The sequence below is a fragment of the Candidatus Hydrogenedentota bacterium genome (assembly GCA_016791475.1).
GTDB lineage: Bacteria > Hydrogenedentota > Hydrogenedentia > Hydrogenedentales > JAEUWI01 > JAEUWI01.
On record JAEUWI010000024.1, the window covers coordinates 38,304 to 58,154 of the forward strand.

The window sequence follows — 19,851 nt, forward strand, 5'->3', positions numbered from 1 at the left end:
GGGCGAGCATCGTCTGGGAAAGCCCTCCCTGAATGGCGAAACCTGCCGCTGTCGCCAGGGCAGGTTTCGTTTGTACAGGGCCTGCGGCCGAGTGGGCACTCGGAAGGCTTATAACTTGATGATTATATTTCTGTCGTAGAAGTAGCGCGCGGTTCCGTAAATCACCCCGTAGAAAATGGCCCACCCCAGGAAAATGTACCACCAGGGTGCGCTGCTGTTGATAAATCGGGAGCCACTCTCGCAGATGCACCACTGGAGGACATAGATGGCCAACGGGTTGATCCCGAGCACGGTCAGGTTGGGGATCTCCCAGCCCCAGACATCGCAGATGTAGTAAAAGAGGAGCAGGTTCAGAAAGCACAGGCCCGTGGACCAGACGGAATACGAGGCGGAGACCCAGTTCTTGGCGAAGGGCCAGGCTTCTTTGATGCCGACCCATTCCGATTGGAGCACGAGCCCGACGAGGGCAAGTCCGAAGCCCCACGCGAGGAGGTTGAAGGTTATTTTCCGCCGATCGCGCGTTGCCAGAATGTCGTACGCGAGCGTACCGCCAATCATCATGAGCGCCCAGCTCCAGTGACCCAGCGGACCGCCGTTGATGGGCACATCCAGCAGCGTGGGGCCGAAGGGGATGAGTTTCCAGATCAGGGGCATGGTATCGCCCGTGTATTTCATCGTGCGATGGACGATCTCGCCGTAGCTCGTATAAATGCAAACAAGCTGATAGAGCGAAACCATGCCGACGCCAAAGGCGAAGCGCTGCCAGGGCTTTCTGTCCACCACCCAGAGCACCAGCATGCCCGCCAGGCCGATATTGAGGAGGGCGTCCCACAGGTAACCCGTGTAGATGGTGAATCCGAGCATGATGATCATGCCGTAGCGCTTGACCAGCCCCATCCGCGCGGCGTGCACATCCCCCTTCGCCATCCGCCTCGTCATGGATAGACGCATGCCCATGCCGACGACAAACATGAAAACGGGCGCAATCAGGTCGGCAAATGTAAAGCCCGCCCCGTGGGGGTGGTGGAGCTGGTGCCACACGTGGGCGAGAACCCACACCAGGCCGGTGCTGGTCTGGGGCTCGAGAAGGTTCGCTTCAAAGTTGCCGAAGTAATCGACCAGCAGCATGCCGAAAATGGCATATCCTCGGTACTGGTCCATGGAAAGAATGCGGGGAGCGGGTTTGGCGGCGGCGCCTGGGGCTGGCATGATACACCTCGTTAAAATAGAGAAACTGCGGACAGGACGTGCGCGCTGAATGCGCTCACGAATATTGAGCGGGCTGATACCGGATCGGACGGATACAGGAAACAGGTTTCCGACGTTGTCCTCGATGAGTCCCCCATCGCGGAAAATGTAGCAGGGCGAAGCCGCCCGAATCGAGAGAATCCTGAAGCCCATTCGCGTGGTCTCATATATTCCCTCTCGGAACGAGACGCGTCTTCGTCCGGCCCCCTCCCACCACAAATTTCGGTATACTATCCGCCGGACGCGTGGATGCGCCCTGAACAGAAAAGGTTCTCGATGAAAAAAACCGGTTGCTGGCTGCGCGTATTTCAGATCTCCTGCGCGCTCCTCTTGATTACCCTTGTCGTTGGCTGGGGCCTCTTTTTCTATCCGGGGTGGGGCATGCCCATGAACAGCCAGCGCCACGGCAACCCGCCGCTGACGCCGGCCTGGGCGCTGGAACCCTGGGTCTGGGAGGACGACACCAACACCGCCGCGTCCACCCTGGAAATGGTCAACGGTCACCTGGCCCACGACTTCCCCGTGCGCACCGTGCTCATCGACAGCCCCTGGTCCACGCGATACAACGACTTCATCGTGGATGAAGCCCGCTTCCCCAATCCGGAAGCCTTCTTCCGCAGCCTCGACGAGCGGGGGATCCGGGTCGTGCTCTGGATGACCAGCATGGTCAATAGCGAGAGTAAAGACACCGCCCTGACCACCTCGCCCGACTGGTTTCAGGAGGCCGCCAACCGGGGCTTTCTGACCAATGGGGACTTCCAGAAGAAATGGTGGAAGGGTAAAGGTGGGTTCATCGACTATACCAATCCCGAGGCCATGGCGTGGTGGCAGGGGCTCCAGAGTTCCGTGCTGGATTGGGGTGTCGATGGTTGGAAGCTGGATGGCTCCGCCACACTCAATTTCCGTACGAAGGGCGTCATTCCGTGGTTCTATGCGGACACCCACGCCGGGCGCATATCCACGCGCCAATACATGGACCACTACTATCGGGACGAATACGCGAACGGCCTGCGGAAAAATCCCGAGTTTGTGACCATGTCCCGCTCCCTCGATTCCGTCGCCCCCTGGGTACATCCCGAGGGCTTCGCCCCCATCGACGCCTCCCCCGTCAACTGGGTGGGCGACAACACCCACACCTGGGACGAGGGTACGCGGGGCCTCCAACGGGCCATCCGGCTGATCCTCAAGAGCGCGGAGATGGGTTACAGCGTGATCGGATCAGACATCGCCGGCTACCACGGCGAAGAGCCCATCGACCCGGAGCTCTACATCCGCTGGACCCAGTTCTCCACCTTCTGCGGGCTTTTCCTTAACGGCGGCCACGGCGAACGGCGCATGTGGATGCGCAGCCCGGAAGAACTGAAAATTATTCGAGACTTCTCCTGGCTGCACCACGAGCTCGTGCCCTACATGTACCACTACATCGTCACCGCAAGCCAGGGCGGGAAGCGTCTCATGACTCCCCTGGCGGACGGCGAATTCCACTACCTTTTCGGAGACGACTTGCTGATCGCGCCCATCCACCGGCCCGGAGGCGAGCGGGAGGTTCACCTGCCCGCGGGCACCTGGCGCTACTGGTTCGACGACGCCATCGCGATCGAAGGGCCGGTCGAATTCAATCGGAATTATCCGATGGACGAATACCCGGTGTACATCCGGGATGGCGCAATCATCCCCATGAATATCTCCCGGGACTATACCGGCGTCGGCTCCAAGGATTCGGCCGGGCTGCTCACCCTAAACATCTACCCCGCTGCGGATGGCGCGTTCACCTGCTACGCCCCTGACGATCAGGCGGCGCTGGAGGTCAGCGTTGCGCAACAGGACGGGCTGAGCATCCGTCTGGAGGGCGCGGGCCGCCCCTGTATCCTCCGGGTCTTTCGCGAATCACCGCCCACTGAAGTACGCTTCAATGACACGCCCGTGGATGCGGCCGCGTGGGAATTCTCGGAAACTGACCACCGCGTCATCCTGCGGGATACCATGGGCGCCACGGGCACATGGCACCTGCGCTGAGCGGACTTCAGGTTGTAATCCGAAGTGCATCCATGTTAGCGTGTGCTCCACTTTCACCCGAAAACACAACTTCGTTCTGCATAGGAGACTTACCATGACCTGGTTCGAGCAAATCGTCAACGGATTCCTTTTCACCCTCGGCGCCGTTCTGCTGTTTCTCTTCGGCGCCAGCGCAGGATTCCTGGACGGATTTTAATCCCCCGCCAATACGCTATACAGGTTCAGTGCACCCGGTCCTGATTCGTTGGGACCGGGTTTTTGCTTTCTCCCGCGAGCGCATAGGTCACCACGGACAACAATTCCGCAATCTGGAATGGCTTCGTCAGGGTGGCGCAGGCCCCGAAGCGACGCGCCAGATCAATGAAACCCTCTGGGGCCGTGAGGTCGCGGCTTCCCCCCGACATGGCGATCACCGGCAACTCGGGAAACTCCATGCACAACTCGCGGATGGTGCTCATGCCCTCTTTATGGGGCATAAAGATATCGGTTATCACCAGATCCGCCGGACTGCGGCGCTGGAGGTGTATTCCCGACTCGCCCTCCGGTGCCTCCAGGACTTCGTGCCCCTGATCCTCCAGGACTTCTCGAATTGTCTGCCGCATTGCATAGTGGTCATCGATGACTATAATACGGGCCATCCAGTTTCTCTCCCAGACGTTGCTAACCTTGCGGCTAAGCTTACACCATTGTCGCCAAAATTAATAGATATTATTGTATTCACCCCCGCAATCCGCCACATCGTGACGAAATTGTGTATCAAAATCGGAATTCTTCATGAAATGGGATATTTTTTGTCATACTTTCTACATATATTTTGATTATACTTTCGATTGTAGGCTCGTACAGTTGAATGACTCTTCGGAGTCAACAGCTCCCTCACTTTGGCAAGCCCCCTGCCAAAAATGAGCCTACCTGCCGCAGCCCGCCGAGGTGCCCCCCTCGGCGGGCGCTTCCTTTTTGGGCGCACCCCAAGGGCAAGCCCCACGACGGGTTGGCGCACGCGTGTGGCATACCAGTATAACACGCCTGCCGGGCCGGCTGGGGAGCAATTTTGATGTGCTTTTTCTTTCCCATGAGCCCGCACTCGCCCCAAAATGGGACAAGCGCATGCAATAAACCCAATAAAATCAATCAGATACAGAATTTCAAAATTTTTGTAATTTTCGCTTTACATTACCCTCCCGAATAGTGCATACTATGGACGTAGGCTCGTACAGTTGAATGACTCTTCGGAGTCAGCAGCTCCCTCAATTTGGCAAGCCCCCTGCCAAAAAGAGCCTACCTGCCGCAGCCCGTCGAGGTGCCCCCCTCGGCGGGCGCTTTATTTTTGGACGGTCCGGAGCTGGCCCGTTTGAACCATCCGGCGGGCCTTTGCTAGGGTACGCGGGCCCATCGCGGCGTCTTGCAGCAGCACCATCCAGGGATCTAGTGACGACCATGCAAATTCAAGTCATCGGTGGCGGAAGTTGGGGCCTCGCCCTGACCCGCGTCCTCGCATTGAACAATCAGAATGTCCAACTCTGGTGTCGGCCCGAAGATGATCCCGACACCCTGCGCGCCACCCGGGAAAGCAAGAAATTCCTTCCGGGGGTCTTGCTGCCGCCCGAAGTCGTCATTGCCCCCGAGGTGAACGCGGCCGCCGACATGGTGGTCTATGCGGTCCCCTCCCACGCCATGCGCAGCGTGGTTCCCCAGTTTCTCTTTACCCATAATCCCGTACGGGTCAGTGTGGCCAAGGGCATTGAGAACGACACGCTCCTGCGGATGAGCGAGATTATTGCCGCACTCGCGCCTGGAAGCCCCGTGGTGGCCCTTTCCGGCCCCAGCCATGCGGAGGAGGTGGGGCGCGGCCTTCCGGCGTCGCTCGTGGCCGCAAGCGCGGACGAAGACGCCTGCAAGATGGTTCAGGAGGCTTTTTTCTGCTCGAACTTCCGGGTCTATACGAGCCCGGATATCATCGGCGTGGAACTGGGCGGCTCCTTGAAGAACGTGGTCGCCATCGCGGCGGGCGTCTGCGACGGACTGGGGCTGGGCGACAACGCCAAGTCAGCCCTGATCACCCGGGGCCTCGCGGAGATCGCGCGGCTGGGAAGCGCCTGCGGCGCCAATCCCCTTACGTTTGCCGGGCTCAGCGGCATGGGCGATCTCATTACGACCTGTACCAGCCGTCATTCGCGGAATCGGGCCGTAGGCGAAGCGATCGCCCAGGGCAAGAAGCTCCAGGATATTCTCGACAGCAGCCCGATGGTGGCGGAAGGCGTTCGCACAACACGCTCGGCCCATGCGCTGGCCCTCAAGATGGGCGTCGAAATGCCGTTGACCGACGTGGCCCATCAGGTCTTGTTTGAGGATCTGCCCGCCCGCGAGGCGATTGAAACGCTCATGGCGCGGGAGGCGAAGGCGGAATAACGAATAGTGAATTTTAGGACGGAAAATATTAATTCACCATGCTCAATTCACTATTCTTAAATCTCAAAGCGCTCGGGGGCGATTGATCTTGGTGTGAGGCAGGGCGAAGAGTTGCTCCACGCGCAGCGCCAGCTCATCAATGTGGAAGGGTTTCTTCAGGAAATCATCGAAGCCGAAGGTCACCAGTTCCTGGATCTCCTCTTCCTCAATGAACCCGGAAATGCCCAGGATCCGCGTGTTGCGCGTCTCCATGCGGGATTTCACGCGCTCGCAGACCATCCGGCCATCCATGTCGGACAAGTGAATATCCAGAATCACCAGTTGAGGATTGTGTTCCACAACGATGGCGCCGGCGTCGAATCCGGTGGATGCGGTCAGCACGAGGTACTCTTCCCCTCGGGCGAGAACCGAAGGAATAATGTCGAGGTAATAGGGGTCGTCATCGACAACGAGGACGCGCCGCTCACCTTCTTCGAGGCGTTCCAGCGGGATGCCATGGCTGAGCATGAACTTCCGGAGGTTATCGTAGGGGATGCGGCGATCACCGCCGGGCCCGAGACGATACCCTTCGATCTGACCAAGATCGAACCAGCGAGAGACCGTGTCCGCGGATACTCCGCAGATGGCGGCGACTTCGCCCGTCGTGAATACTCTGTTTTTCATGAGCCCACCCTCGCTCTCCCCTCCAATGAAACGGCCATCCCGAGCTCGCAGCCACGCTGCGGGGGCGATCCGCAATACTGGGTCACCGCGCGCTTCGATGCCGGTGATCCGATGAAAGCTCCCCGCGTCAGCAGCCAGAAAGCAACGTCTCCGCCTGTCAGGCGGTGTGAATTCATTGCCGTTTCCTCCGCGAGGACCGCTCTATGGTATCGTTTCGAGGTACAAAAACGCAAACTTAGCGCCTGCGCGCTATTGCGGTGTCCGATTCTGATGCCGCGTGGAAAATCCCCCTTGATCTTTCGGGGGACACTACATATAATTAGACACCTAACAGTTTTGCGTCTATCTTAACCGTCTGCCTGCCAGGGCTCTACAGGGTATTGATCGCCATGGTGCCTTCCCGTCTTGAAGTTATGAAGCACGTCGAGCGTTTTGTCGCCGAGAAGCTCCCCGTATTCCTTCGCGGCGCCGAAATCAATTGGCAGCCCAGTGATTACACGCCCGATCTGACTTCCGATGCGGGCTTTGAGGCGGTGCGGGAATTGCGGGAGGAGGCCAGCCGCCTTCCCGAAGACGCCATGGTCATTCTTGTGGGCGATATGATTACCGAAGAGGCGCTGCCGAGCTACGCGTCCTGGATTAGCACGCTGGAAGGCGTCGGAGTTTCGGGCGAGCCCAGCACGGCCTGGGGCGCGTGGAACCGCGCCTGGTGCGGGGAGGAGAACCGGCACGGTGACCTGTTGAACCGCTGGCTCTATCTTTCCGGTCGGGTCAACATGCGGGAAATCGAGGTGACGATCCAGCACCTGATCTCGGATGGGGGCGACACACAGAATGAGAATGATCCCTACCGTACCTTCATCTACACCTCCTTCCAGGAAATTGCGACACGGATTTCCCACCTCAATGTGGGAAAAATTGCACGGTCCGTCGGCGCCGAAAAGCTATACGAGCTCTCCGCCAAGATCGCCGGAGACGAACAACGACATGCGCGGGCCTACAAGTATTTCATTTCCAGAATCATGGAGGTGGACCCCAATGAAGCACTCCTGGCCTTTCAGGACATGATGAAGAAGAAAATCACCATGCCGGCGATGTACATGCGCGAGCGCGGCGGCCAGATCGGCGACACGTTCAAGAAGTTCGAGCGTGTCGCGGGGCGGAGCGGGGTCTACACCGGGCGGGACTATGTGGAGATCATTGAGAACCTGCTGGCGGACTGGGATATCCAGCACCTGGGCGGTTTGTCGCCGGCGGCGGAGAAGGCCCAGGACTATCTGTGCGGGCTACCGGAACGTTACCGGACCCTGCTCCAGCGGATGCATGACCGCACGCCACGGAAGTCCGAACAGGAAGGCGAGCCGATGACCTTCACGTGGATGTTGCCGCGCCAGCCTTTGGAATCCGTGCTTTAGGCGTTCGGTCCTCATGCGCGGCCCCCCTCGGGATAGAGGCGCAGATTGCGCATGCGCACGACTTCCGGCGACCCCGCCGGGCCGCCCGTGACGAGCACCATGGCGCCGTTTGAACCGCTGACTTTCTTGATGCTTGCGAGGGTCTGGATCCGGACGCCCTGACCGAATTGGCCCGCACGTATCTCGTGCTCGCCCCCTTCGGCAACGGCCAGCGCGATGCTCTCTTCGAGGCCCTTGAGGCTCAGGGCGCATTCCTGATCGAGGGTGGCCAGATTCTCCCGCCAGGTCTTTCGATTGGCCGAATGCTGCTCCGCATGCTCGCGAAGCGCGCCCATCTCCCGGGCACTGAGCACCCGGGGCAGCTTTCCATTTTCCTCCGCGTTCTGGATCATCCGGGCCACCAGGGCGCCGAGGCGGTCGGTGTCCTGGACCTGCCACACGTTCGGCCCCATGAGTTGCGCCATCGTCTGCTCGTGGACGGCGAGGGCCTCCGCGGCCTGAGCGGCCTGGGCCCGCCACTCGTCCATGCGGAAATCAAAATCGTAGATCAGTTTGTCGGGCCCCTGTCCAAGCCGCAGGGTATCCTTGAGTTTCTTGGCAAAACTCGCAATGTGACGGCACGGGGCCTCCAGTGCTTCCTTGTCGCGCACAAAGCCCCGGCACATCATCTTGATTTCGCGGGCCAGGGTAGCGAGGCAAGCGGTGGACTCCTCAATCCCCACGGTCAGGAGCGCGCCCTCCATGCCCTGTCCGGTATTTTCTCCGAGCACCATGATCTCTTTGAGCCCTTCGCCGGTCTCCAGCAGCACGCCGAGTAGCGCCAGCTCCCCCTGGGTCTCGCGTATTGGGGCTATGGCGGCGAGGTCCGGGGCGCCGGATTGCACCGCAAAAATTCGGAGACGTTGCAGCGCGAGGAGTTCCCGTTCCAGATAGGCCAGTAATGCCGTCGCGATGCGCCGCCGGTAGCGAATTCGGGCAAAATTCCGCAACGCGGAGGAGACGCCCTCCTCAATGGGACGGCCGAAATCGTGACAGGTCTGGGCGACTCGAAACTGGATCCCGGCCGCGTCGTCGTGGGGATCCTGTTCAATCGCGGTCGCCCTTACCGAGCCGCGCACGTGAATACGGGCATTGCGAATTCCCGCTTCCGAGGTAAAGTTACGCGTGTAGTAGGTCCCCGAGCGGACGCCCTGCTCCGCGACGAAGTCCCGCCCGCAAAAGATGAGCCTCGGGGCTTCGGCGCCGCCTGTGGTGATGTCGCCTCGGGGGGCGATCAGCACGGAACCGGCGAGTACGCGGCCCGCCTGAATATTCCCACTTCTAGAGAAGATCCAGCCGCCCTGGACACTGCCGTCGATCACGATGTCCCCTTCCGCCACCACGAATCCGGAAAGTCCCCCCTGAATTTCGAGACCGCCCCCACGGATATCCAGAAGAAACTCTTCCGACAGTTCTCCGTTCAGGCGGAGACTTCCTTCGTGGAGCAGTACCCGGAGGCTGGCCACCAGGGGAATCCCCTCGATTACATGAATGGCTTCCCGCATACCCGCGTGGCTCAGGAACTCCCGCGCGTCCAGCGCAAGGGGGGGCGCGGTTTTCGCGGGATGCTCCACCGGGGCGGTCGGTGCGGGCGCCACAACTGCGGCGGTTGGTGCTTCGCCACCCGCGGGCTGCTTTGATTTCCAATCCTCGTAGGCGACGAGACAGTCCCCAATCAACTTGCTCAGCCGCACATGGTTCGGCGACGAGTCTGTGGCGACGAGGGCTTCAAGGCGGGATCGGGTGTCCCGGAGGAGGGCCAGGTCTTTCTGGATTATGGCCGCGTAGTCATGGGCCAGAAACAGATCGATCGCGGCGCGGAGGGCGAGGTTTGATCGCTGAAAGGGCGGGTCCTGATCGCTTCTCCGGGCACGGGCGGCCCGCTCCTGAAGCACGATCCGCACGTGGCGGCAGAGCAATTGATCCGCCTCGGACAAAGGACCCTCGGAACTCTTTTCACTCAGGAATGACGCGAGTTCTTGCGATTCGCCGTCGGTCAATGAGGTTACTTCAACACCTTCCCCGCCTCGAATCTTGTCGAGTGCTGATGACAATATGCTGCTGTCCAAACGCGATCTCCAAACGCTCCCACCAGGTCCGGCATCTACCGGCAAACCGGTGGTTCCCGCCTGCGCATTAGTGCCGGCGCGACTCCAAGCTTGCCCGCCCGTCTTCCCCGTGAGGGTGATTGTAGCCCATAGTCCCGCATTTGGCAATGACTTACGCACAGCGGGACGATTGCGCAGGCCCGTGGACCGTGGGGCTCACCCCGCGAAGAGCGGAGCCAGCACCAGGGCGATGACACACATGAATTTGATCAGGATATTGAGCGAAGGACCAACCGTGTCTTTGAGCGGATCGCCCACGGTGTCCGCCACGACGGCGGCGCGGTGGGCGTCCGAGTTCTTCCCGCCGTGTTGGCCCGCTTCGATGTATTTCTTCGCGTTGTCCATGGCGCCACCGCTGTTGGCCGTTTGGATGCCGAGCATGACGCCCGTGGCGAGGGCGCCGACCAGCAGGCCGGCCAGGGCTTCGGGGCCGAGGAACAGGCCGATGAACACAGGGACCGAGATACTGAGGGTACCGGGCAGCAGCATGCCCCGAATAGCGCCGCGGGTCGCAATGTCCACACACCGCTCACTATCGGGGCGGACGCTCTCCAGTCCCTCGCGCAATCCCGGAATTTCGGCAAACTGTCGGCGCACCTCGATAATCATCGTGTTGGCGCAGGTGCCCACGGCGTGGAAGAGCATGGAACTGAACCAGAAGGGAAGCATGGCCCCAATCAGCAGCCCGGCGAGGACCGCGGGATCGCTCAGGGTCAGGACCAACCCCGGGCCGCCCGACACGCGGAGTAACGCGGCATCCATGGACATGATGTAGGCGCTGAGGAGTCCGATGGCCGCGAAGGCCGCACTTCCGATGGCGAATCCCTTTCCGATGGCGGCGGTTGAGTTGCCTACGGCGTCGAGATTATCGGTGATTGCCCGCACGGACGGATCCAGGCCCGCCATTTCGGCGATACCGCCCGCGTTGTCGGCGATGGGGCCATAGGCGTCTACGGCGACGACCATGCCCGTGGTCGCGAGCATGCCGAGGGCCGCCACCGCGACGCCGTAGATCCCGCAGCACGCATAGGCCGCCATGATGGAACAGGCAAGTATCACCACGGGAATAGCCGTGCTCTGCATGCCGATGGCCAGGCCCTCGACCACCGCGGTGGCCGGTCCGGTTTCGCAGCGCAGTGCCATGCGACGCACGGGCCGGAAGCTCGCGGAGGTGTAGAAGTCGCTTACGAAGCCCACCACCCCGCCGGAGACTATACCCAGCACGCAGGCGCCCAGCGGCCCCCACCAGGCAAAGGAAGTACCGCCATAGGTGAAGGGGACCCCCGCCGTAACCGTGTAGCCCGCTACCCCGGCCACCGTCAGGAGCGCGCTGATGCCGGTGCCGGTCAGCAGAGCCTGCTCCGGGTGGGCGCTCGCGCCGATACGGAGATACAACACCCCGACTACCGAAGCGAGAATTCCCAGCGACGCCACCACGAAAGGAAAGGCCAGCAGATAGATGGGCCCGCCCCCCGCCACGATGATCGCGCCGATGGCCAGACAGGCGATAATGGATTCGACGTAGGATTCGAGCAAGTCGGCGCCCAGGCCCGCCACATCGCCCACATTGTCGCCCACGTTGTCGGCGATGACGGCCGGATTCCGGGGATCGTCTTCGGGAATTCCCCGCTCCAGCTTGCCAACGAGGTCGGCGGCCATATCGGCGCCCTTGGTAAAGATTCCACCACCCGAGCGACCGAAAAGCGCCACCAGGGAGGCGCCCATGGCGTAGCCGTTTACGATGGCGGTATCCCCTTCAAAGAGACGGTAGACCAGCACTAGACCGAGCAGGGCAATACCCACCACACCCAGGCCCATGACGGCCCCCCCACTGGCCGCGACGGCGAGTGCTCCGGCAACGCCTCGGGCGCGGGCCGCCTCGGTGGTCCTGGCGTTGGCGCGCGTGGCGATGAACATGCCCAGAAAGCCGGCGCACCCACTGGCCACGGCCCCGGCGGCAAAAGCGACGGAGGTCTTCCAATTCAGGCCCATGTCGGGGTTATACAGACCGACGACGGCGAGGAAGCCCATGACGAGCAGCGACAAGGCAAGAACCCAGGCGTATTCCCGCCGGAGAAAGGCCAGGGCGCCAACCTGCACCTGCCGGGATATGCGCGCCATCAGCTCAGTACCCGGACTCTGGGCTAGAACATAACGTGCGAGGTAGAAGACAACAAGGAGGGAAGCCACCGCGGCGGCGGCGGCGAGTTTCAAGAAGGGCAGGTCCCGCATGGTACGGCCTCCTCTCGCCTGGCTTGGGTCCGAACAAGCCCGAGGCACATTAAGTGTCCCACAAACGGGGAAAAAGCGCCACTATGGGGCGCATTTTTGGGGGAGAACTCGGGAAAGCGCCTTCAGGCGGGGAGTTCGTGCCCTTCCTGGAGCAGGGCTTCCCGCGCGGCCTGCTGCTCGGCCTCTTTGATGGTATTGCCGACGCCCCGGCCCCGAGGCTCGCCCCGGAGCTCCACTTCCACCTCAAATTCCTTCTGGTGATCGGGGCCTTCCGAACGCACGAGATTGAAGCGCGGCAGGGGCATGCGCTGCGCCTGACAGTAGTTTTGAAGGCGGGACTTGTAATCGCCGTAGAGGTTGCTGCGGCGGGCGAGTTCGACCTCGCTGGCGAAAACGCGGACCACGAAATCACGGGCGGCGTCGTAGCCGTGATCGAGGTAGATGGCGCCGATCAGGGCCTCCATGCAATCGGCAAGCAGGGCGATCCGTTCCCGGCCTCCGGAGAGTTCTTCGCCTTTGCCGAGGCGGACATGGGGGGCGATTTCGAGCGCGCCACCCACGCGGGCCACGGTTTTCCGGTTCACGAGCCCGGCGCGCATACGGCTGTAATCACCGGGGCGGAGATCGGGCAAGCGCTCAAAAAGACTATGGGCGATCGCCAGGCCAAGCACGGCGTCGCCCAGGAATTCCAAGGATTCATAGTCATAGCCCGCCTGCTCGCCTTCCGACTGGCTGGAGGAGTGGGTCAGGGCACGGTCATAGAGGGTCGCGTCGCGGATCTCAAAGCCCAGCCGTTTGGCCAGACCCATCAATTCCTCGACACGCTCCGCTCTATCACTCATACTTCGTCAAGATGATGGAGGCGTTGTGCCCGCCGAATCCCAGGGAGTTGGACATGACCGCGGACACCTTCTTCTCCATGGCGGTATTCGCCACGAGATTAAGCTGGCACTCGGGATCGGGCGTATCGTAGTTGATGTTGGGGGGCAGGATGCCATCGCGCATGGCGAGGATGCAGATCACCGCCTCCACGCCGCCCGCGGCACCGAGCAGGTGACCGATCATGGACTTGGTGGAGCTCGTGGGGGGCGTTTCTTCGCCGAAAACCACGTGGAGGGCCTTGCACTCGCCGGCATCGTTCAACTTGGTGCTGGTGCCGTGGGCGTTAAAATAGCCGATGTCTTCGGGATTCAATTTGGCTTCCCGGAGCGCCTCCCGCATGGCCGCGGCCACGCCGGAACCGTCGGGACGGGGCGCGGTAATGTGGTAGGCGTCGCAGGTGTCGCCCATGCCGGCGACGACGCCGAGGATTTCGGCGCCGCGGGCTTTGGCGTGCTCTTCGGATTCCAGCACCATAATGCCGGCGCCTTCGCCCATGACAAAGCCATTGCGATCCAGATCAAAGGGGCGGCTGGCCCGTTCGGGTTCGTCGTTGCGCGTGGAAAGGGCCTTCATGGCGCAGAAACCGGCGATCCCGAAGGGGATGACAGTCGCTTCCGCACCGCCGGCCACCATGACGTCGGCCTTGCCGGACTGAATCAGGCTGGCGGCGTCGCCGAGGGAGTGGGTGCCGCTGGCGCAGGCGGTCACGACGCACTTGTTCGGGCCGAGCAGTCCGAGGTGGATGGCGACGGCGCCGGCGGCCATGTTGGCGAGGCCCTTGGGGACCATGAGGGGAGACACGCGCCGCGCGCCGCCTTCGGCCATGCGGACGGAGTCAATATTGATCTCGTTGAGGCCGCCGATACCGGAGCCAACGCTGGTGCCGCAGCGGTAGGGATCTTCCTTGTTGATATCGAGGCCCGCCTGTTTCCAGGCCTGCTCGGCGGCGAAGATGGCAAACTGGGCGTAGCGGCTCATGCGCCGCATTTCCTTGTTGTCCAACCCGTCGATTTCCACGTCTTCCGCGATGCCGGCAATCTTGGCCGTCAGGTCGGACGTGTCAAACTGGTCGATTGCCCGGATACCGGATTTTCCGGCGCAGATGTTCTTCCAGAATGTATCAATATCATTCCCTACCGGCGAAACAACACCGAGTCCGGTTACAACGACCTTCGTGCTCATGGATACCCTTAATGTTTAAGACCCAGTCCGGGGGCATGTAAGAAACCCCGCGGACTGGGTGCTCGCGTTTAACAATCTATATTCAAAGCACCCGATGGGGTGGGGTTCACCCCGGGCTTAAAGCTTAGACTGTATATACTTAATCGCGTCCCCGACGGTTTCAATCTGGTTTGCATCATCATCGATATCGATGTTGAATTCTTCTTCCAGGGCCATCAAGAGCTCGGTAAGGTCGAGGGAATCGGCCCCAAGATCTTCCATAAACCCAGCACTTTCAACCACTTCGTCGGCACTTTTGTCAAGACGCTCGGCAATAATATCTTTAATTGTTGCTGCTACATCTGCTTCGCTTGCCATAGACTACACCTCCTTTCAAATACGGTTTCGCCACAGGATCCATTTTGAACTGTAAGTATATCCTTTACATATCCTTAAGTTCAACCTGAAGCGACGGAAAAATCCGTCGCGGCCCCCTGGGAAGGCGGGACGGCTTTCCCCTGGGAATCGGCAACCGTATCTGGTCTCGGAGATGTCAGCCCCGCGCTTTGAGGGCCATAATGGCGATCGCGAAGGGGATCATCGCGATAAACCACCACTTATAAACCACCACAAAATTGATTACATCATTCAGGGAAATCCCGAACATCCAATCACTCCTCCCAGGTTCCTTGGTTTAAATATCACAGCCACCGGGCCGCCCCGAGCAGTCCGGCAAATCCGAGGGCACTCAAACCGACCAACAAGGCCACCCGGCACCAGGTCCGGGCCGGAATCGCCTCTTTTGAGAACGCGCCGGGCGCGGTCCATACTACAGTCCCGAAGGAAATCAGCAGCGCGACGCCGTTGAGAATACCATCCTCCATGGCCGATTCCGACTGACCCCGAGCGGCGAAGCACAGGACCCAACTGACGACACCCATTCCCAGGCCGCCCAGCCAGGGTGGGGTGCGGGTCGATGCGCTACCGGTCAGTACCCGTGCATTCAACGCATCCGCGTCGGCCAGGGGACCCCGATTCACCACAATTGGGGAGCGTCCAGACTCTTGAGCCGGGTGCTCGGGCTCCTCGGGTCGGAAATCGGGAATGGGCGCGGCCAGGGGCCCCATGTCCCGGGCCAGGGCTTCAAAACTCAGGTTTTCGGTCTTGGGCGCGTGCCGGTGGTGCTTGCGGGTCTTGCCGCCCAAGGCGGCCTCTTCGGCCCGGCGCTCACGGAGTTCTTTGGATTGGCGCGCACGTTTGTCATAGTGAAGGACCACGCAGGACACGCATATATTGCGGCCGCTACTGGTGCGCTGGAGGTGGCTCCGGCAGGCGATTTTTCCGCATTGGGAGCACGTTCGGCCGCAGACCTCGCACAACAGGGTCTCGCATTCGCCGCAGTACCCCACCGCACTGCGCACGCCACATTCTGCACATTCCATCGTCATTCCTTTGTCGCGCAGACCAGGTCCGCATGCGACGCGCCGTTCTCGACTGGATTGGTGTCCTGATTATACAATTCAGCCCGGCACTCGGCAAGCGCCCGGTGAGGACCCACTCCGATATGGAAAGGCCCGATGTATCGGGTAGTCGGCTTACGCATCCCGGCATACGCGCGGCGCTGGAGGCGACGCACCGCGCACGCTTACTCAGACACGAACGTCTGAGTCCCTTGAGCCGCGCTTCCCTATCCGCTACGCTATTGCCGTTTCCACTGCAAACGCAACGAGAGAGCGAGCCTATGACCACACCCACCCTGTTCGACACCCGAATTCGCCTGGTCCAGCATCTGCTGAAGCAGCGCGGCTGGGATGGCATTTTGATCAACCGCGCGGACAACTTCGCCATGGCCACGGGGGGGAAGCGCAATTACGTGTCGACCCACTGCGATGTGGGAGCCTGCGGCATATTCGTACCCGCCGGAGCCCCCCCCCACTACGCGGGCAACGCGATCGAAATGACGCGGATCATGGATGAGGAGTTGAGCAGCCCGGCGTGTTATGCGTCGCCCTTTCGCTGGTTCGACGAGAGCGCGGCGGACTGGTGCCGGGAACGCTTTGCGGGCAATCTGGTTTCGGATGATGGCACGCTCGGTCCCAATGTTCACGGGGAATTGGCCCCCCTGCGGAGCATGCTGCTGCCGGAGGAGTGCGAGCAGTATCGCGAACTTGGCCGCCTGGCGGCGGACGCGATGGAGGCGACGCTGGCGAGTATCGAGGTGGGCACGTCGGAGAACGATATCAGCGCGCGCCTTATCTACGAGGGGCAGCGCCGGGGTTGTCAGGTGCCGGTGAGTCTGGTGGCGGCGGATGAGCGGATTACGCGTTATCGCCACCCCCTGCCCACGCTGCCGGGCACGGTGCATGAGCGAAACGTGAAGCGCTACGTCATGGTGGTGGCCGGCATGATCCGCGGGGGACTCTCTGTGTCGCTCACACGCTTCAAGCAGGTGGACACGCTGGACCCCGCGATAACGGATGCCTTCGCGCGAATTTGTGCGGTGGATGCGTGTATGCAGGAGGCGACCATGCCCGGCCGCACGCTCGGCGATGTATTTGTCGCGTGCCAGGATGCCTACCGGCGTTTCGGCTTCGTGGAGAACGAGTGGCATAACCATCACCAGGGCGGCAGCACGGGATTCGCGGGGCGAACCTGTAAGGCCACGCCGGGCGAGATATTTCCCTGCCTCGACGCCAACTGGGCCGAAGATTTTCGAAAGGGTGCGGACCTGGACGTACCCGTGGCCACGGCCTTCGCCTGGAACCCTTCCGCACCCGGCGTGAAATCGGAGGATACCTTCCTGTTGCATGAGGATGGGCGAAAGGAGATACTTTCCAGCACTCCGGGATTGCCGCGGGTTGACTTGGAAGGAATTCTCGGACGTCCGACGGCGGTGGTGAAATCGGGGATCGGTTGACCGTTGACCGTTGAGAATGATCAAAGAAAACGCCTGGGAGTTGAGCCGCCATGGAAACCGCACTTTCGCCGCGCGCGATCTATGATCGGGATGGATTTGTAATCTTCCGGGACGTTCTTGACGCGGACCTCATCGCCGAAGCGAACGCCCATGTGGACTGGCTGCTGGCGAAGCACCCCGATTTACGGCCCGAGCAGCTCCACCACTATTTGTGCCAGCACGATCCTTTCTGGATCCGGCTGGTGAGCGATGAGCGCCTGCTGGATCTTGCGGAGCAGTTCATCGGCCCGGACATTGCCTTGTATGGCACCCACTACATCTGCAAGCCGCCCTTTGACGGTCAGGCGGTGCTGTGGCATCAGGATGGAAGCTATTGGCCCTTGGAGCCGATGGAGGTGGTTACACTCTGGCTGGCCCTGACGGACACCACCCCGGAGAATGGCTGCATGCGGGTCATCCCCGGAACACAGGGCATGGACCTTCAGGCGCTCATGCAGCGGACCGATGTGCCCAATGTACTGAACTCGGGGATGGACGAGGCGATCGTGGACGAGAACGCTGCGGTGGACTGCGTCATGGGTCCGGGCGACGTCTCGGTCCACCACCCCAACGTGATCCATGGTTCGAACGCCAACACTTCGGCGCGGTGGCGGCGCGGGCTCACGATTCGCTATATTCCGACCTCAACGCGGATTTGTCTGGATACGCCGGAAATTCACCCGAGCGCCTTCCACCTGCGGGGAAGAGACCCGGGCGGCGTGAACCGTTACAATCCCCGCCCGGTCTACGTGGAGGGGGAATGGATGCCATTCCGGGGCTGCGAGGATTGGCGGGGCTGAGCGGTGGCGGCCCCACGGCCCCCGACTGCAAAAGATTGCCTGGGTAATGTCGCCCTGCTATCATAGGGCAGGTTACGCTGCCTGGATCGCGCCTGCAGCCGCAGCGGGCAAGGGTGGCACGGCATAGTAATGCACGGCGTAAGAGCAATTCATTTCATGGATAAGCAATTGACCGATCACGATACCCAAGACTCCATCGAAGCTGTCACGAATGTAGATTCCACCATGTACCTTCAGCCCGCCGTGGCGGCGGCAAGTCCGGCCCATCGTGTCCGGGCGAGCCTCATTGTGCTTGCGGGCTGGGAGATTGGGAAAGAAATCGAGGTTTCGGCCAGGTCCATGGTGCTGGGCCGTTCGGTGGACTGCGACACCTGTATCAATTCCCCCTCCGTCTCGCGGCAGCATGCCCAGATCGAGCTGGTGGAAGAAAATGACGAGCGTTATTTCCGGGTGACGGACCTGGGCAGCAGCAACGGCACCCACGTCAACAATACGCGCACCGCGACCACCCGTCTCCACGACGGGGACAAGGTCAAGATGGGCGATGTGCTCTTCAAGTTTGTGCTGCAGGACGAAATCGACTCTCAGTTCCATCAGCATGTCCACCGCCTGATTCACTACGATCAACTGACGGGGCTCCTGACCATGGAAGCCTTCCGCACGCGGCTGGTGGAAGAGTTGCGCCTGGCCCGCCCCGGAATGAACTTTTGCCTGGCGATGACCGATCTCGATGGCCTGAAGAAGGTCAACGATACCCACGGACACCTGGCGGGGCGCATGGTGGTGGGCGGAATGGGCCGCATCATCCGGGAATCGGTACGTCCGGAAGACCACGCGGGCCTCTATGGGGGCGACGAAGCCATTATTCTTTTCCCCAATGCAACGCTCGCGGAGGCCAAAGAAATTGCAGAGTCGCTCCGGGCCGGGATAGAGAATTACCCTTTCGAGCACCACGGACAGGCGGTTCGTGTGACGATCAGCCAGGGGCTGGCGGAATTCCCAGGCCACGGCACGACACCCGAGTTGCTGATCGCGGCGGCGGACCGGGCGCTTTACGCCGCGAAGGCCGCGGGTCGCAACTGCGTGCGCACGGCACCCTATCCGGAGGCTTAAGCTCTTGGACGGCACGGCGACGCCGGCGCTGATCACGCTCACCTCGGACTTTGGCTACCGGGATCCGTGGACGGCCTGCATGAAGGGGGTCATACTCTCTATCGCGCCGGAAAGCCGGATCCTGGACCTCAGCCACGGCATCGCGCCCCAGAATCTTCTTGAGGGCGCCCTCTTCCTGGCGGCGGCCCTCCCCACTTTTCCCGCCGGGACGATCCATGTCGGCGTTGTGGATCCCGGCGTGGGCACGGCGCGCAAACCCATTATCGCCCGTTGTGGCGGCCAGTACGTGATATGCCCGGACAACGGTCTGCTCACCCTCCTCGAACGCACTCACCCGGTCGAGACGGCGGTTGCCATTGAGAATCCCACCCTTATGGCCTCAAACCCGAGTGCGACGTTTCACGGTCGCGACATCTTCGCCCCCGCCGCCGCCCACCTCGCGCTGGGCGTGCCCCTGGCGGATTTCGGCCCGGAAGTCGGCGAGCTCGTCAAGATCCCGATATCGGAGGCCACGCTGGACAAGAGCGGGCAGCTTCACGGCGAAGTGATCCACGTGGATCGCTTCGGCAACTGCATCACGAACATCGGACGGGATATGGTACCGGGTGACTCGGATTATCGCGTCCAAGTTGCCGCCGCCACCTTGCCCACGATTCTCCGGACCTATGGCGATGCCCCGCCCGGCACGCTGATGGCCCTTTTCGGCAGCAGCGGCCAACTGGAGATTGCAATCTCCATGGACAGCGCGGCGCGGACGCTCCAGCTTGATCCGGGCACGCCCGTCACGTTATATCATCCCTGAAAACGCA

At 61.4% G+C, this 19,851-nt stretch carries 16 protein-coding genes; 7 read left to right on the forward strand and 9 right to left on the reverse strand.

Annotated features, from left to right (window positions below; translation table 11 throughout):
- Positions 1 to 108: 108 nt before the first annotated feature.
- Entirely contained in the window at positions 109 to 1,209 is a 1,101-nt protein-coding gene (locus JNK74_14240; protein MBL7647342.1) for a hypothetical protein, read from the reverse strand.
- A 315-nt stretch (positions 1,210 to 1,524) separates the two neighbouring features.
- Between JNK74_14240 and JNK74_14245 the strand changes: the two genes are divergently transcribed.
- Positions 1,525 to 3,264, forward strand: coding sequence for a glycoside hydrolase family 31 protein (locus JNK74_14245; GenBank protein MBL7647343.1), 1,740 nt, complete (start codon positions 1,525 to 1,527; stop codon positions 3,262 to 3,264).
- A gap of 221 nt (positions 3,265 to 3,485) precedes the next feature.
- Here the strand turns inward: JNK74_14245 and JNK74_14250 are convergent, their stop codons facing one another.
- Positions 3,486 to 3,902, reverse strand: a complete 417-nt coding sequence (locus tag JNK74_14250; protein MBL7647344.1) for a response regulator — start codon at positions 3,900 to 3,902, stop codon at positions 3,486 to 3,488.
- Positions 3,903 to 4,701: 799 nt separating this feature from the next.
- On the opposite strand from JNK74_14250, the gene JNK74_14255 reads away from it, so the two are divergent.
- The gene (locus JNK74_14255) at positions 4,702 to 5,673 is read left to right on the forward strand and encodes an NAD(P)-dependent glycerol-3-phosphate dehydrogenase (protein MBL7647345.1); all 972 of its coding nucleotides are present in this window, start codon (positions 4,702 to 4,704) and stop codon (positions 5,671 to 5,673) included.
- 63 nt (positions 5,674 to 5,736) lie between these two features.
- Here the strand turns inward: JNK74_14255 and JNK74_14260 are convergent, their stop codons facing one another.
- On the reverse strand, positions 5,737 to 6,336 hold the full coding sequence (locus JNK74_14260) for a response regulator (protein ID MBL7647346.1): 600 nt from the start codon (positions 6,334 to 6,336) through the stop codon (positions 5,737 to 5,739).
- Between the two features lie 389 nt (positions 6,337 to 6,725).
- On the opposite strand from JNK74_14260, the gene JNK74_14265 reads away from it, so the two are divergent.
- A complete protein-coding gene (locus JNK74_14265) occupies positions 6,726 to 7,751 on the forward strand; it encodes an acyl-ACP desaturase (protein MBL7647347.1) in 1,026 nt (341 codons plus the stop codon).
- A gap of 11 nt (positions 7,752 to 7,762) precedes the next feature.
- Here JNK74_14265 and JNK74_14270 read toward each other — a convergent pair whose 3' ends face one another.
- From JNK74_14270 to JNK74_14295, 6 genes are all read right to left on the reverse strand, one after another.
- Positions 7,763 to 9,844, reverse strand: coding sequence for a hypothetical protein (locus JNK74_14270; GenBank protein MBL7647348.1), 2,082 nt, complete (start codon positions 9,842 to 9,844; stop codon positions 7,763 to 7,765).
- 210 nt (positions 9,845 to 10,054) lie between these two features.
- Positions 10,055 to 12,130 carry a sodium-translocating pyrophosphatase gene (locus tag JNK74_14275; protein ID MBL7647349.1) on the reverse strand — a complete coding sequence of 692 codons (2,076 nt, stop codon included), beginning with the start codon at positions 12,128 to 12,130 and terminating at the stop codon, positions 10,055 to 10,057.
- Positions 12,131 to 12,252: 122 nt separating this feature from the next.
- A complete protein-coding gene (gene rnc, locus JNK74_14280; GenBank protein ID MBL7647350.1) occupies positions 12,253 to 12,939 on the reverse strand; it encodes a ribonuclease III in 687 nt (228 codons plus the stop codon).
- A gap of 25 nt (positions 12,940 to 12,964) precedes the next feature.
- Positions 12,965 to 14,194, reverse strand: a complete 1,230-nt coding sequence (gene fabF / locus JNK74_14285; GenBank protein ID MBL7647351.1) for a beta-ketoacyl-ACP synthase II — start codon at positions 14,192 to 14,194, stop codon at positions 12,965 to 12,967.
- Between the two features lie 117 nt (positions 14,195 to 14,311).
- Positions 14,312 to 14,551 (reverse strand): acyl carrier protein, encoded by a 240-nt coding sequence (locus JNK74_14290; protein ID MBL7647352.1) that lies wholly within the window; start codon positions 14,549 to 14,551, stop codon positions 14,312 to 14,314.
- A gap of 323 nt (positions 14,552 to 14,874) precedes the next feature.
- Positions 14,875 to 15,615 (reverse strand): hypothetical protein, encoded by a 741-nt coding sequence (locus JNK74_14295; protein ID MBL7647353.1) that lies wholly within the window; start codon positions 15,613 to 15,615, stop codon positions 14,875 to 14,877.
- A 299-nt stretch (positions 15,616 to 15,914) separates the two neighbouring features.
- Here JNK74_14295 and JNK74_14300 point away from each other — a divergent pair, with 299 nt between their 5' ends.
- The 4 genes from JNK74_14300 (at position 15,915) to JNK74_14315 (ending at position 19,844) form a co-directional block, all read left to right on the forward strand.
- A complete protein-coding gene (locus JNK74_14300; GenBank protein ID MBL7647354.1) occupies positions 15,915 to 17,090 on the forward strand; it encodes a M24 family metallopeptidase in 1,176 nt (391 codons plus the stop codon).
- A 50-nt stretch (positions 17,091 to 17,140) separates the two neighbouring features.
- Positions 17,141 to 17,929, forward strand: coding sequence for a phytanoyl-CoA dioxygenase family protein (locus JNK74_14305; protein ID MBL7647355.1), 789 nt, complete (start codon positions 17,141 to 17,143; stop codon positions 17,927 to 17,929).
- A gap of 156 nt (positions 17,930 to 18,085) precedes the next feature.
- Positions 18,086 to 19,042, forward strand: coding sequence for a GGDEF domain-containing protein (locus JNK74_14310; GenBank protein ID MBL7647356.1), 957 nt, complete (start codon positions 18,086 to 18,088; stop codon positions 19,040 to 19,042).
- Between the two features lie 4 nt (positions 19,043 to 19,046).
- Complete coding sequence (locus JNK74_14315; GenBank protein ID MBL7647357.1) at positions 19,047 to 19,844, forward strand: SAM-dependent chlorinase/fluorinase; 798 nt, start codon at positions 19,047 to 19,049, stop codon at positions 19,842 to 19,844.
- Positions 19,845 to 19,851: the final 7 nt, after the last annotated feature.

Bases quoted from the DNA above. Each gene is read 5' to 3' on its own strand.
- JNK74_14240 (MBL7647342.1), bottom strand. From the start codon at position 1,209: ATGCCAGCCCCAGGCGCCGCCGCCAAACCCGCTCCCCGCATTCTTTCC.
- JNK74_14245 (MBL7647343.1), top strand. From the start codon at position 1,525: ATGAAAAAAACCGGTTGCTGGCTGCGCGTATTTCAGATCTCCTGCGCG.
- JNK74_14250 (MBL7647344.1), bottom strand. From the start codon at position 3,902: ATGGCCCGTATTATAGTCATCGATGACCACTATGCAATGCGGCAGACA.
- JNK74_14255 (MBL7647345.1), top strand. From the start codon at position 4,702: ATGCAAATTCAAGTCATCGGTGGCGGAAGTTGGGGCCTCGCCCTGACC.
- JNK74_14260 (MBL7647346.1), bottom strand. From the start codon at position 6,336: ATGAAAAACAGAGTATTCACGACGGGCGAAGTCGCCGCCATCTGCGGA.
- JNK74_14265 (MBL7647347.1), top strand. From the start codon at position 6,726: ATGGTGCCTTCCCGTCTTGAAGTTATGAAGCACGTCGAGCGTTTTGTC.
- JNK74_14275 (MBL7647349.1), bottom strand. From the start codon at position 12,130: ATGCGGGACCTGCCCTTCTTGAAACTCGCCGCCGCCGCCGCGGTGGCT.
- rnc (MBL7647350.1), bottom strand. From the start codon at position 12,939: ATGGGTCTGGCCAAACGGCTGGGCTTTGAGATCCGCGACGCGACCCTC.
- fabF (MBL7647351.1), bottom strand. From the start codon at position 14,194: ATGAGCACGAAGGTCGTTGTAACCGGACTCGGTGTTGTTTCGCCGGTA.
- JNK74_14290 (MBL7647352.1), bottom strand. From the start codon at position 14,551: ATGGCAAGCGAAGCAGATGTAGCAGCAACAATTAAAGATATTATTGCC.
- JNK74_14295 (MBL7647353.1), bottom strand. From the start codon at position 15,615: ATGGAATGTGCAGAATGTGGCGTGCGCAGTGCGGTGGGGTACTGCGGC.
- JNK74_14300 (MBL7647354.1), top strand. From the start codon at position 15,915: ATGACCACACCCACCCTGTTCGACACCCGAATTCGCCTGGTCCAGCAT.
- JNK74_14305 (MBL7647355.1), top strand. From the start codon at position 17,141: ATGGAAACCGCACTTTCGCCGCGCGCGATCTATGATCGGGATGGATTT.
- JNK74_14310 (MBL7647356.1), top strand. From the start codon at position 18,086: ATGGATAAGCAATTGACCGATCACGATACCCAAGACTCCATCGAAGCT.